Source organism: Variovorax sp. RA8 (genome assembly GCF_901827175.1).
GTDB lineage: Bacteria > Pseudomonadota > Gammaproteobacteria > Burkholderiales > Burkholderiaceae_C > Variovorax.
This window is the reverse complement of the sequence record NZ_LR594662.1, coordinates 4,861,773-4,873,948: the sequence shown is the minus strand read 5'-3', so window position 1 is coordinate 4,873,948 and position 12,176 is coordinate 4,861,773. Positions and strand designations below refer to the sequence as shown.

Annotated in this window: 12 protein-coding genes; 5 read left to right on the top strand and 7 right to left on the bottom strand. The window is 68.0% G+C overall.

Going from position 1 to position 12,176, the window contains the following annotated elements:
• Positions 1 to 7: 7 nt before the first annotated feature.
• The 4 genes from E5P3_RS22970 to E5P3_RS22955 are packed head-to-tail and all read right to left on the bottom strand — an operon-like array spanning position 8 to position 3,561.
• Positions 8 to 553 (bottom strand): DUF2796 domain-containing protein, encoded by a 546-nt coding sequence (locus E5P3_RS22970; protein ID WP_162588065.1) that lies wholly within the window; start codon positions 551 to 553, stop codon positions 8 to 10.
• Positions 550 to 1,461, bottom strand: a complete 912-nt coding sequence (locus E5P3_RS22965) for a sulfurtransferase (protein ID WP_162588064.1) — start codon at positions 1,459 to 1,461, stop codon at positions 550 to 552. Before E5P3_RS22965 ends, E5P3_RS22970 begins: the two co-directional genes overlap by 4 nt.
• A gap of 17 nt (positions 1,462 to 1,478) precedes the next feature.
• On the bottom strand, positions 1,479 to 2,411 hold the full coding sequence (locus E5P3_RS22960; RefSeq protein WP_174263091.1) for a DMT family transporter: 933 nt from the start codon (positions 2,409 to 2,411) through the stop codon (positions 1,479 to 1,481).
• Positions 2,412 to 2,421: 10 nt separating this feature from the next.
• Positions 2,422 to 3,561 carry an aromatic ring-hydroxylating oxygenase subunit alpha gene (locus E5P3_RS22955; RefSeq protein WP_162588063.1) on the bottom strand — a complete coding sequence of 380 codons (1,140 nt, stop codon included), beginning with the start codon at positions 3,559 to 3,561 and terminating at the stop codon, positions 2,422 to 2,424.
• Positions 3,562 to 3,806: 245 nt separating this feature from the next.
• On the opposite strand from E5P3_RS22955, the gene xseB reads away from it, so the two are divergent.
• The 4 genes from xseB to E5P3_RS22935 all read left to right on the top strand — a co-directional run bounded on the left by xseB (position 3,807) and on the right by E5P3_RS22935 (position 8,062).
• Positions 3,807 to 4,076 carry an exodeoxyribonuclease VII small subunit gene (gene xseB / locus E5P3_RS22950; protein WP_162588062.1) on the top strand — a complete coding sequence of 90 codons (270 nt, stop codon included), beginning with the start codon at positions 3,807 to 3,809 and terminating at the stop codon, positions 4,074 to 4,076.
• Positions 4,073 to 4,990 (top strand): polyprenyl synthetase family protein, encoded by a 918-nt coding sequence (locus E5P3_RS22945; RefSeq protein ID WP_162588061.1) that lies wholly within the window; start codon positions 4,073 to 4,075, stop codon positions 4,988 to 4,990. Before xseB ends, E5P3_RS22945 begins: the two co-directional genes overlap by 4 nt.
• Positions 4,991 to 5,004: 14 nt before the next feature.
• Positions 5,005 to 6,888: a 1-deoxy-D-xylulose-5-phosphate synthase gene (gene dxs / locus E5P3_RS22940; RefSeq protein ID WP_162588060.1), complete on the top strand. Its 1,884-nt coding sequence runs from the start codon at positions 5,005 to 5,007 to the stop codon at positions 6,886 to 6,888.
• 94 nt (positions 6,889 to 6,982) lie between these two features.
• Entirely contained in the window at positions 6,983 to 8,062 is a 1,080-nt protein-coding gene (locus tag E5P3_RS22935) for a TRAP transporter substrate-binding protein (RefSeq protein ID WP_162588059.1), read from the top strand.
• Positions 8,063 to 8,094: 32 nt separating this feature from the next.
• Here the strand turns inward: E5P3_RS22935 and E5P3_RS22930 are convergent, their stop codons facing one another.
• The 3 genes from E5P3_RS22930 to E5P3_RS22920 are packed head-to-tail and all read right to left on the bottom strand — an operon-like array spanning position 8,095 to position 10,681.
• Positions 8,095 to 8,556, bottom strand: coding sequence for a hypothetical protein (locus E5P3_RS22930; protein WP_162588058.1), 462 nt, complete (start codon positions 8,554 to 8,556; stop codon positions 8,095 to 8,097).
• Positions 8,553 to 10,103: a TRAP transporter large permease gene (locus tag E5P3_RS22925; protein WP_232073273.1), complete on the bottom strand. Its 1,551-nt coding sequence runs from the start codon at positions 10,101 to 10,103 to the stop codon at positions 8,553 to 8,555. The genes E5P3_RS22930 and E5P3_RS22925 overlap by 4 nt, the downstream gene beginning before the upstream one ends.
• Before the next feature lie 38 nt (positions 10,104 to 10,141).
• A complete protein-coding gene (locus E5P3_RS22920; RefSeq protein ID WP_162588057.1) occupies positions 10,142 to 10,681 on the bottom strand; it encodes a TRAP transporter small permease subunit in 540 nt (179 codons plus the stop codon).
• A gap of 160 nt (positions 10,682 to 10,841) precedes the next feature.
• Here E5P3_RS22920 and E5P3_RS22915 point away from each other — a divergent pair, with 160 nt between their 5' ends.
• Positions 10,842 to 12,137: an SUMF1/EgtB/PvdO family nonheme iron enzyme gene (locus E5P3_RS22915; RefSeq protein WP_162588056.1), complete on the top strand. Its 1,296-nt coding sequence runs from the start codon at positions 10,842 to 10,844 to the stop codon at positions 12,135 to 12,137.
• The last annotated feature ends 39 nt before the right edge of the window (positions 12,138 to 12,176 follow it).

The following is a 12,176-nucleotide window of genomic DNA, read 5'->3' as shown; positions in this document are numbered from 1 at the left end:
CGAACCGTCACTTGCCGCCCCACGTCAGACGCGTGGCGGGCCGCTTGAGCGTGCGCTTGAACTGGCCGTCCGGCGAGACGATCTGCACGTCGATCTGGCGCACGCCCTTGAAGGCGTTGAACAACGCCAGCTCGATGAACTTCGTCTCCGTGGCCTTGGTGCAATTGAACGCGAAAGTGCCATCGAGATCCGCATGGCCTTCACCCACGCCGGTCTCGGACTTGCCCAGGCCCAGCGCCGCCGAACGGAGCGTGACGGGGCCGAGCTTACAGTTGGCGGCGGGGTCGATCTTGAACAGCTGGTCGGCCGCGCGCAGCTGTCCAATGGCGTCCTCGGCCATCTTCTTCTCGGCCTCGGTCTTGGGCGCATGCTCGAAGCCGACGAAGTTCTCGAGCGGCGATTCCATCTCGATCACCACGGTCGGGCCCTCGATGGCGATGTCGAGCTTGAGCTGGCCGTGCACGTGCGCGCGCGCCTGTGCCGTCGCGGCCAGCGGGGCTGCCGCGGCCAGGGCCGTGAACGCAAAAGTCCAGAGAAGGCGTTGAAGATTCATGCATCCGCACCTTGCCGGGTCGGCAGTCCCGGCGTGTTGCTCCATTCGCTCCAGCTGCCGGCATAGAGCGCGGTCGGCCCGAGCCCGGCAATCTGCATCGCGAGCACGTTCGGCACGGCGCTCACGCCGCTGCCGCAGTGGTGGACGACCGTGGCGGGGTCCCGGCCTTGCAGCAGAGCTTCGAACTCGGCGCGCAGCTGCGCGGCCGGCTTGAACTTGCCTTCAGGGCCGAGGTTCTCGGTGAAGGGCCGGTTCAGGGCCCCGGGGATGTGACCGGCGATCGGGTCCAGGGGTTCCACCTCGCCGCGATAACGTGCGGCGGCGCGCGCATCGATCAGCGTCTGATCGGCCTTCTCCAGCCGCGCGGCGACGGTGCGCGTGTCGACCAGGGCCGCGAGCGGTTCACCGGGCACGAAGTTGGACTGGAAGCGCGCCGGCTCCTCGCCGCTGCTCGTCGGGCCGCACGCCGCCTGCCAGGCTTGCAGGCCGCCGTCGAGCACGGCCACGGCGTCGTGGCCCATCCACTTCAGCATCCACCAGAGCCGGCCGCAGTAGTTGGCGCCGTTGCGGTCGTAGACCACAGCCTGCATGTTGTTCGCAAAGCCGATGCTGGAGAGCCAGGCTGCGAACTTCTCGCGGCTGGGCAGCGGATGCCGCCCGCCCGATGCGGGCGGGCCCTCGTCGGCCTGCGCCACCACGACCTCCCCGTTCGCGCCCGGCGCGCCATGCTTCGCGCTCAGGTCGGTGTCGAGGTTGACGTAGATCGCTCCCGGGATGTGGGCCGCGCGGTACTGGGCGGGGCCGGCCTCGGCCTTCATCAGGTCGAAGCTGCAGTCGAACACCATCTGCGGGGCGCCGTTGCGCTGCAGGTCCATGAGCTGGTCGACGGAAATCAGGGTCTGGTACATGGCGGTTCCTTCATGGCTCAATGCTCTTCGGCGGGCGCCTTGGGCAGCGAGCGCTGACGCAGCACGGTGGCCGCGATGCCGCTGCCGACGATCAGCACCATGCCGGCCCAGCCGGCCGCGTCGATGCGGTCGCCGAACAGAAGCACACTGTAGATTGCCGCAAAGACAATGCCGGAATATTGCAGGTTGGCCACGACGAGCGTACCGCTTTGCGTCTTGGCGCTTGCATAGGCACGCGTCATGCACAGCTGTCCCAGTGCCGCGAGCACGCCGACCGGCAGCAGCCACGCGGCGTGCGCCCAGGTCCATTGCTCCCAGGGCGTGAAGCTGCCCAGCAGCGTGACGAGACCGCCCGCCACCGCGGAGCCCACCGCGAAATAGAAGACCGTGCGCGATTCCGGCTCGCCCACGCGCGAGAGCGCGACCACCTGCATGTAGGCGAAGGCGGCGGTCAGCCCGGACATCAGGCCCACCAGCCCCGCGAAGCCCTGGCCGTCGCCGACGCTGGGCTTGAGCATCAGCACCACGCCGCCGAAGCCCGCCAGCACGGTCAGGACCAGCGGGCCCTGCAGCGGCGGCCGTGCAATGCGCCCGTCGCGGCCGGGCACCGGCACCCAGGCCAGGAGCGCGCCGCCGACCAGGAAGGCCGCGATCCAGACGCTGCTCATGTAGTTGAGCGTCATGGCGGTCGCGAGCGGCAGGTGCGCGATCGCGTAGAACCAGGCACCCATCGAGAACACGCCGATCAGGCTGCGCCAGGCGTGCATGCCGGGGTAGGGCGTGGCGAGCGCGATGCCGCGCTGGCGCGCCAGCACCCACAGGAACAGCATGCCGATCAGGCCTCGGTAGAGCACCAGCTCGGCGCTCGTGAACCAGGCGGAAGCGATCTTCACGCACACGCCCATGGTGGCGAAGATCAGTGCGGCCAGCACCATCCAGAGGGCTTGCATCCCTCCGGCTCTAGGCAGCCATCTCGCGGCGGTACCACTCGTGGAACTGCTGCATCCCGTCTTCCATCGGGCTCTGGTAGGGGCCGCTCTCGTCGACGCCGCGCAGCATCAGTGCGCGGCGGCCGGCGTCCATGCGCTCGGCGATCTCGTCGTCCTCGACGCAGGTTTCCATGTAGGCGGCCTGCTGCGCCTCGACGAATTCGCGTTCGAAGGCGACGATCTCCTCGGGGTAGAAGAACTCCACCATGTTGAGCGTCTTCTGCGGCCCCATCGGGTGCAGCGTCGAGACGGTGAGCACGTGCGGGTACCACTCGATCATCACGTGCGGGTAGTAGGTGAGCCAGATCGCGCCGTACTTGGGCGGCTTGCCCTCGCGGTACTTCAGCAACTGCTCCTGCCACTTCTGGTAGACCGGGCTGCCGGCGCGGCCGAGGCGGTTGGCGACGCCCACCGTCTGCACCGAATGGTGGAGGCCGAATTCCCAGCGCAGATCCTCGCAGGTGACGAAGCTGCCGAGACCCGGGTGGAAGGGCCCGACGTGATAGTCCTCGAGGTAGACCTCGATGAAGGTCTTCCAGTTGTAGTTGCACTCGTGCAGCTCGACGCGGTCCAGTGCGTAGCCCTCGAAGTCGAGGTCCGCGCGCGGGCCTAGCCGGGCCAGGTCGGCGGCGACATCGCGCCCGCCGCCCCGCGGGTTCTGCTCGAACAGCAGGCCGTTCCATTCGGTCAGCGGATAGTTGTGCAGGTCGAGGCAGGGGTCCTGTGCGAAATGCGGTGCGCCGATCAGCTTGCCGGTGGTGCGTGCGTCGGCGGCCGCGTAGGTCCAGCGGTGCAGGGGGCACACGATGTTGCCGCCGCCGGCCTGCCGATCCAGTTCGCCGCGGCCTTGCAGGATCAGTGCCTGGCGATGCCGGCAGACGTTGGAGATCAGCTCCACGCCCTTGGGCGTGTGTACCAGTGCGCGGCCCTGCTGCTCTTGCGGCAGGGCGTGGTAGTTGCCCGGTTCGGGCACCGCGAGCCGGTGGCCGACGTAGCGCGGACCGCCGGCGAAAAGGGTTTGCAGCTCGCGGGCATAGAGCGCCTCGTCGAAGTACGCGGAAACCGGGAGTTGGCTGGAAGCCTGCTGCAGTTGAAGACTTAAATCAGACATGGGTGACCTGACCAAGCTCCCCACAGGGAGGAAGAACGCAAGGAGGTGCCGCTGAAGAACGGGCGGCCCCAAGAAAATCGCCGGCGGGCGCCGGCGCGAGAGTGCGGGATTGTACCCCGGGAAAAATAAGCGTGCTGCTGCTTTGCCCTCCGTGCTGAAGGGCTTGGCCGGCCCGGGCCGATGGCGCCGCGGGGCGGCCTTGGTGCCCCCGCCCTAAAATGCCCGGTTTGATCCCCCATCCCCGCATGCCCAAGGTGTCTCCTTCCTCCCCACCGGCTCCTTCACCCGCAGCTTCCGACACCGGCGCGTTGCCCGCGACCTACGAAGCCGGGCTTCAGGAACTCGAGCAGCTGGTGGCCGAACTCGAATCGGGACAACTGCCGCTCGACCAATTGCTCGGCAGCTACCAGCGGGGCGCGGCGCTGCTGGCCTTCTGCCGCGACAAGCTGCAGGCGGTCGAAGATCAGATCAAGGTGCTCGACGCGAACGGCCTCAAGGCCTGGGCCGGGGAATGAGCGCCGCGGCAGATGCCCTGCGCTGGGATGCACGGCGCCTTGCGGCCTGGAGCGAGCCGCTGCTCGCTCGCGTCGAGGCCGCGCTGTCGCGGTGGGTGGGCGTCGATGCACCGGTGCTGCTGGGCGATGCGATGCGCTATGCAGTGCTCGATGGCGGCAAGCGGCTGCGGCCACTGCTGGTCTTCGCTGCCAGCGAGTCGGCCAGCGGCCAGGCCGAGGCCGCGCTGCGTGCCGCCTGCGCGGCCGAGCTCATCCATGCCTATTCGCTGGTGCACGACGACCTGCCGTGCATGGACAACGATGTGCTGCGCCGCGGCAAGCCCACCGTGCACGTGAAGTTCGGCGAGGCCGATGCGCTGCTGGCCGGCGATGCCCTGCAGGCGCTGGCCTTCGAGCTGCTCACGCCCGAGGATGAAGGCATCGCGCCCGCGGTGCAGGCCCGGCTGTGCCGCCTGCTGGCGCGCGCGGCGGGCAGCCAGGGCATGGCCGGCGGGCAGGCGATCGACCTGGCCAGCGTCGGGCTCGCGCTCGACGAGGCCCAACTGCGCGAGATGCATCGCCTGAAGACCGGCGCCCTCCTGCAGGGCAGCGTCGAGATGGGCGCCGCCTGCGGCACCATCGATGCCGAGGCGCTCGATGCACTGCGCGCCTATGGCGCCGCGATCGGCCTGGCCTTCCAGGTGGTGGACGACATCCTCGACGTCACGGCCGACTCGCAGACACTCGGCAAGACCGCGGGCAAGGATGCGGCGAGCGACAAGCCCACCTATGTCTCGCTGCTCGGCCTCGGCGGCGCGCGTGCGCAGGCGCGCGAACTGCTGGTTCAGGCGCTGCAGGCGCTCGACCGAAGTGGGCTGGCCGATACCGGCGCCTTGCGCGCGCTGGCCTACATGGTCGTGGACCGCGATCGATAGAGAACTACAAACCCATGGCTCCGCTGCTCCCCACCCTCCACGACCCCTCCGCCCTGCGCCATTTCGACCGTGCCCAGCTCAAGCAGCTGGCCGACGAGGTGCGCAGCTGCGTGCTCGACAACGTCTCGCGCACCGGCGGGCACCTGAGCTCGAACCTCGGCACGGTCGAGCTCACGGTGGCGCTGCACCACGTGTTCAACACGCCGCACGACCGGCTGGTGTGGGACGTGGGCCACCAGACCTACCCGCACAAGATCCTCACCGGGCGGCGCGAGCGCATGCCCAGCCTGCGCCAGATCGGCGGCATCTCAGGCTTCCCGCAGCGCAGCGAAAGCGAGTACGACACCTTCGGCACCGCGCATTCCTCCACCAGCATCTCGGCCGCGCTCGGCATGGCGCTGGCGGCCAAGCAGAAGGGCGAGGACAGGCACGCGGTCGCGATCATCGGCGACGGCGCGATGACCGCCGGCATGGCCTTCGAGGCCCTCAACAATGCGGGCGTGTACGACTGCAAGCTGCTGGTGATCCTGAACGACAACGACATGTCGATCAGCCCGCCGGTGGGCGCGCTCAACCGCTACCTCGCGCAGCTGATGAGCGGCAACTTCTACGCCGCGGCCAAGAACGTGGGCAAGAGCGTGCTGCGCGCGGCGCCGCCGCTGTTCGAGCTGGCCAAGCGCCTGGAGCAGCATGCCAAGGGCATGGTGGTGCCGGCCACGCTCTTCGAGCAGTTCGGCTTCAACTACGTGGGCCCGATCGACGGGCACGACCTCGACTCGCTGGTGCCCACGCTCGAGAACCTCAAGCACCTGCACGGCCCGCAGTTCCTGCATGTGGTCACGAAGAAGGGGCAGGGCTACAAGCTGGCCGAGGCCGATCCGGTGGCCTACCACGGGCCCACCAAGTTCGATCCGGCCATCGGCCTGGTCAAGCCCGCTACCGCGCCCAAGCAGACCTTCACGCAGGTCTTCGGCCACTGGCTGTGCGACATGGCGGCGCAGGACAGCCGGCTGGTCGGCATCACGCCGGCGATGCGCGAAGGCTCGGGGCTGGTCGAGTTCGAGCAGCGCTTCCCCGAGCGCTACTACGACGTCGGCATCGCCGAGCAGCACGCCGTCACCTTCGCGGCGGGCCTGGCATGCGAAGGGCTCAAGCCGGTGGTCGCGATCTACTCGACCTTCCTGCAGCGCGCGTACGACCAGATGATCCACGACGTGGCGATCCAGAACCTGCCGGTCGTGTTCGCGCTCGACCGCGCGGGCCTGGTGGGCGCCGACGGCGCGACCCATGCGGGCGCCTACGACATCGCCTTCATCCGCTGCATCCCCAACATGAGCCTGGCTTGCCCAGCCGACGAGGCCGAGTGCCGGCAGCTGCTCTCCAGTGCCTTCGCGCAGGATCACCCGGTGGCCGTGCGCTATCCGCGCGGCGCGGGCGCCGGCGTCCCGACCCCGCGCGGGCTCGAGGCGCTGCCCTTCGGCAAGGGCGAGCTGCGTCGTTCCGGGCGGCGCATCGCGATCGTGGTCTTCGGCACCTTGCTCCATCCGGCGCTCAAGGCCGCCGAGGCGCTCGATGCCACGGTGCTCAACATGCGCTGGGTCAAGCCGCTCGACGTCGAGCTGCTGCTGAAGACCGTGGCCACGCACGATTGCGTCGTGACCCTCGAGGAAGGTGCCGTGATGGGTGGCGCGGGCAGTGCGGTCATGGAGGCGCTGCAGGCGGCCGATGTGCAGCGGCCCGTGCTGCAGCTGGGCCTGCCCGACCGCTTCATCGAACACGGCGATCCGGCCAGGCTGCTGGCAAGCATCGGGCTTGACGCAGCCGGCATCGAGCAATCGATACGCGAGCGCTTTGGCGCGAGCGAGCCCGCAGGGAAAACCCGCCCCGGGGCCATGTAAGCACTTTTTACAATCTTGCTGCCTCGACAGCAAAGTCGGCAACGCGGCCACGAGCCGCGTTCTTGTTTTTTCCAAGCACTCGGAGTCAACCTCAATGGATCGTCGTTCCCTCATCAAAAACGCAGGCATTGCCGGCGTCCTCGCTGCCGGCATCGCGCCCGCAGTCCACGCGCAGGCCGCTGTTCGCTGGCGCCTGGCCTCGAGCTTTCCCAAATCGCTGGACACAATCTATGGAACGGCCGAGGTGTTCGCCAAGCAGGTGAGCGACGCAACGGGCGGCAAGTTCCAGATTTCCGTGCATGCGGGCGGCGAGCTCATGCCGGCCTTCGGCGTGGTGGACGGCGTGCAGAACGCCTCGGTCGAAATGGCGCACACCGCGCCCTACTACTTCTACGGCAAGGACCCGACCTTCTGCCTCGGCTGCGCGGTGCCCTTCGGCATGAACACGCGCCAGATGAACGCCTGGATGTACGAAGGCAACGGCCTCAAGCTGATGCGCGCCTTCTACGCCAAGTACAACATCTTCAACCTGCCGGGCGGCAACACGGGCGCACAGATGGGCGGCTGGTTCCGCAAGGAAATCAAGTCGGTCGCCGACCTGAAGGGGCTGAAGTTCCGCACCAACCCCTTCGCTGGAAGGGTGCTCGAACCCTTCGGCATGATTCCGCAGTCCATCCCCGGCGCCGACCTGTACCCCGCGCTCGAGAAGGGCACGCTCGATGCGCTCGAATGGGTCGGCCCTTACGACGACCAGAAGCTGGGCTTCAACAAGGTCGCGAAGTTCTACTACTACCCCGGCTGGTGGGAAGGCGGCCCGCAGCTGGACTTCTACATCAACACCAAGGCCTGGGAAGGCCTGTCGGCCGAGTACAAGGCGATCGTCGAAGCGGCGGCCGCGCAGGCCAACATCACGATGACCGCGAAGTACGACGCGCGCAACCCCGTGGCGCTCAAGCAGCTGGTCGGCTCGGGCACGGTGCTCAAGCCCTTCACGCAGGACGTGATGAACGCCGCCTTCAAGTCGGCCCAGCAAATCTACGCGGAGCTGAACAACACCAACCCGGAGTGGAAGAAGATCTACGGCGACTGGGCCAAGTTCCTGGCTGACCAGAACGCCTGGTTCCGCTTCACCGAAGGCACCTTCGATCGCTTCATGCAGCAGCAGAAGCTCTGATCCGGGCCTTTGCCAACAAAAAACCCCGCTGCCTACAGCGGGGTTTTTTTCTGCCCCATGCGTTCTGCGACGCGTTGAGCAAACGCTGTGAGCAGCCGCGCATCGGCAGAGTGGAACCAGGTGACCGCCGGGCCTTGCCGCACCAGCAGCCGCGGCGCGACGATGCGGTCGAGCCAACGCCAATGCACCAGCTTGAGCTGCGTGACCTTGGCCGCGTCCGCTCGCCGGTTCCAGATCCAGGTCTGCGTCAGCACATCGCCTTCGAGCCGGGTGCGGCTGTAGACGATCCAGTAGCCCACCCACACGATGCAGACCGTGGCACCACCGAACAGCAGCAGGCTCGGTGTTGCCCACTCCGCGCTGCGCAGCGCGGGCAGGCTCCACAGCCCGAAGGCCAGCAGGTCGACGATCAGCACCACGGCGAGGATCCGCACCAGGGGCGGATAGGCCGGGCTTTCGAGCGGCCCGCCCGTGTCGGGCTCGGCGGCACTCACTGCTTGCTGTCGGCCCCAGCCCCCGGGGCGGGCGGTTCGGGTTCGGGCATCGGCAGCGCGTCCGGCTCGCCGGCCTTCCTGTTGCCGAAGGGGTCGTCCATGTTGATGCCGCCGCTGCCGGGGCCCTGCAGATCCGCCGGCATCTCCAACTGGATCTTGTCCACGTCGACCACGACCTTCTTTTCAAGGAACACGGTGACGGTCTGCGGGAAGAAGATCACGATGCCCACCAGCAGCAGCTGCAGGCCGACCCAGGGGATGGCCCCCAGGTAGATGTCGCGCGATTCGACCTTGCGCGGCAGCGCGCCGTTCTTGAACAGCGTGTCGGCAATGCCCCGCAGGTAGAACAGCGCGAAGCCGAAGGGCGGGTGCATGAACGAGGTCTGCATGTTCACGCACAGCAGCACGCCGAACCACACCATGTCGATGCCGAGCTTGGCCGCCACCGGCCCGAGCATCGGCAGGATGATGAAGGCGATCTCGAAGAAGTCGAGGAAGAAGGCCAGGAAGAAGACGAAGACGTTGACCGCGATCAGGAAGCCGATCTGCCCGCCCGGCAGGCCCGAGAGCATGTGCTCGATCCACTTGCCGCCGTCCACCCCCTGGAACACCAGCGAGAACACGCGCGAGCCGATCAGGATGAAGACCACCATTGCGGTGAGCCGCATGGTGCCGTTCATCGCTTCCTTGAGCATCGGCCAGTTCAGCCGCCGGTGGATGGCGGCCAGGACCAGCGAACCCACCGCGCCCATCGCGCCGGCCTCGGTCGGCGTCGCGATCGCGTGGTCCATGAAGGGCAGGCCGCCCATCGAGCCCAGCACCGCGAAGATCAGGATGGCCGAGGGGATGATGCCGCGCAGGCACTTGGCCCACAGCGCCCAGCCCGAGAGCGTGCGCGCCGAGGCCGGCACGCCCGGCACGTAGCTCGGCCGGATGCGCGAGACCAGGAAGGTGTAGACCGCGAAGATCAGCACCTGCAGGATCGAGGGGCCCCAGGCGCCCTTGTACATCTGGCCCACGTCGGTGCCGAGCTGGTCGGCCATCACGATCAGCACCAGCGAAGGCGGCACCAGCTGCGTGATGGTGCCCGAGGCCGCCAGCACGCCGGTTGAGTAGCGCATGTTGTAGCCGTAGCGCATCATCACCGGCAGCGAGATCATCGCCATCGCGATCACCTGGCCGGCCACGGTGCCGGTGATGGCGCCGAGGATGAAGCCCACGATGATCACCGAATAGCCCAGGCCGCCGCGGGTGGGGCCGAAGAGCTGGCCCATGGAGTCGAGCATGTCCTCGGCCAGGCCGCACTTCTCGAGCACTGCGCCCATCAGCGTGAAGAAGGGGATGGCCAGGAGCGTCTCGTTGGACAGGATGCCGAACACGTTGAGCGGCAGGTTGGCCATGAAGCCCGGCGGGAACCAGCCCATCTCGATCGCGATGAAGCCGCTGAGGAGGCCGAGCGCCGACAGCGAGAACGCCACCGGAAAGCCGATCAGCATGATCAGCACCAGCCCCGCGAACATGATCGGGGCGAAATTTTCCATCTGCATTTCTTATCCTGGGAAGCGGTGCGTGTAGGGAACGGCGCTCATTGCACCGGCTTCTCGTAGTGCGTATCCATCTCGATCAGGCCGCGCAGGTAGGCCACGCGCTTGATCACCTCGGCCACGCCCTGCAGGAACACGGCGCCGAAGCCCAGCGGCATCATCAGCGCGGCCGGCCAGCGGATAAGGCCACCAATGTTTCCGGACATCTCGCCGCTGCTCAGCATGCCGAGGAAGAAGGGCAGGGTGAGCCAGAACAGCAGGCCCATCACCGGCAGCAGGAAGAAGATCAGGCCGAAGAGATCGACGTAGACCGGGCCGTTGCGCTTGAGCTTGCCGTAGATGATGTCGACGCGCACATGCTCGTTGAGCTTGAGCACCAACGGCGCGCCGAGCATCACGGTGGCGGCGAACAAGTACCACTGGATCTCGAGCCAGGCGTTGGAGCTGAGGTCGAGGCCGTAGCGCACGAAAGCGTTGCCGGCGGAGATCAAGGAGGCGGCGAGCACGGCCCATGCCGCCAGCCTGCCGAGCTGGGCGCTGATCCAGTCCATGGCCAGCGCGAACTTGAGAAATGCGGACAAGGTATGTCTCTTTGGGGTGGTTTCGGCGCCAGTCGGGTAGGGTCGGCGCAAAAGCCCGGAATGTTAACTCGCCGCCGCAGAACGCCCGCCCGGGGCATTCGGCGGGTTTACCCGGGGAAGTCCCCCCGCGTGGCGCGAGGGGCGTGGCCATAATGAACTCATGCCTTCGAGTCCGCCGTCCCGCACGCCTTTCGGCACGTCCGGCCCGCCTCCGCATGCCATCGATTCGCCGGAGATGCGGCGTGCGGGCCGCGAGCTGCTCTCGCTGGCGCTGATCGACGCCCGCAACCACACGCTGCACCTGCTGTCGCTCTACGAGCAGGCGCTGGGCTCCGAGAGCCTGGCGGTGCCGCGGCAGGAAGGCATCGATCCGCCGCTCTGGCTCGCCGGCCACATCGGCTGGTTCGCCGAGTGGTGGATCGCGCGCAACACGCAGCGCGCCTTCGGGGCCGACTGCCCGGTGCGGCCGACGCGGCTGGCCGCCATCGAGCCGCAGGCCGATGCCTGGTGGAACCCGTCGCAGATCGAGGGCAAGGCGCGCTGGTCGCCGGAACTGCCCGATCTCTCGCTGACCAAGGCCTACCTGCTCGAGACGCTGGAGAGCACGCTCGAACTGCTGGAGCATGCGGTCGAGACCGATGCCGGCCTCTACTTCTATCGGTTGGCGTTATTCCACGAAGACTTGCGCGGCGAGCAACTGGTCGTGATGGCGCAAACCCTCGGCCTGCCTTTGGGCATCGAGGCCCGCCCCGTGCCGGTGGAGCGTGCGCCGCTGCTGCTGCCGGCCACCCCCTGGACGCTCGGCTTCGACGAGCCCGGCTTCGCCTTCGCGCAGGAGCGCGGCCAGCGCACGCTGGAGGTGCCAGAGTTCGAGATCGATGCCCAGCCCGTCACCTGGAGCCAGTACGTGGAGTTCGTCGACGACGGCGGCTACGACCGCGAAGAGCTGTGGCTGCCGGGCGGGCTGGCCTGGCTCGCCGCCCAGACCGAGGGGCGCCGTGGCCCGCGCTACGTCGAGCAGATCGGCGTAGCGCGCCGCGGCAGCGGCGGCTCGGTATTACAGCAGCGCTTCGGCCGCCCCATGCGCGCGGCCGGCAACCAGAGCGCGGTGCATGTGAGTTGGTGGGAGGCCGATGCCTGGGCGCGCTGGGCCGGGCGCCGGGTCGCGACCGAGATCGAATGGGAGATCGCCGCCCACACCGCCGTACGGCACGGCTTCCGCTGGGCCGACGTGCACGAGTGGACCGCCGGCACCTTGCAGCCCTGGCCCGACTTCCGTGCCGACCCGTGGAGCGCAGGCACCGAGTTCGACCCGGAGCCCGCCTTCGGCACGGCGCGCGTGCTGCGCGGCGCTTCTGCCGCCACCCGCTCGCGCTTGCGATCGCCCAAGCGTCGCGGCTTCGCCTGGCCGGAGCGGGACGACGGGTTCTTCGGGTTCAGGACCTGCGCGCTTTAGCGGCGTGCCATCATCGGCGCCGGCACAACATCGACGGAA

Bases quoted from the DNA above. Each gene is read 5' to 3' on its own strand.
- E5P3_RS22915 (WP_162588056.1), top strand. From the start codon at position 10,842: ATGCCTTCGAGTCCGCCGTCCCGCACGCCTTTCGGCACGTCCGGCCCG.
- E5P3_RS22970 (WP_162588065.1), bottom strand. From the start codon at position 553: ATGAATCTTCAACGCCTTCTCTGGACTTTTGCGTTCACGGCCCTGGCC.
- E5P3_RS22960 (WP_174263091.1), bottom strand. From the start codon at position 2,411: ATGCAAGCCCTCTGGATGGTGCTGGCCGCACTGATCTTCGCCACCATG.
- E5P3_RS22945 (WP_162588061.1), top strand. From the start codon at position 4,073: ATGAGCGCCGCGGCAGATGCCCTGCGCTGGGATGCACGGCGCCTTGCG.
- E5P3_RS22935 (WP_162588059.1), top strand. From the start codon at position 6,983: ATGGATCGTCGTTCCCTCATCAAAAACGCAGGCATTGCCGGCGTCCTC.
- E5P3_RS22955 (WP_162588063.1), bottom strand. From the start codon at position 3,561: ATGTCTGATTTAAGTCTTCAACTGCAGCAGGCTTCCAGCCAACTCCCG.
- E5P3_RS22965 (WP_162588064.1), bottom strand. From the start codon at position 1,461: ATGTACCAGACCCTGATTTCCGTCGACCAGCTCATGGACCTGCAGCGC.
- dxs (WP_162588060.1), top strand. From the start codon at position 5,005: ATGGCTCCGCTGCTCCCCACCCTCCACGACCCCTCCGCCCTGCGCCAT.
- xseB (WP_162588062.1), top strand. From the start codon at position 3,807: ATGCCCAAGGTGTCTCCTTCCTCCCCACCGGCTCCTTCACCCGCAGCT.
- E5P3_RS22925 (WP_232073273.1), bottom strand. From the start codon at position 10,103: ATGCAGATGGAAAATTTCGCCCCGATCATGTTCGCGGGGCTGGTGCTG.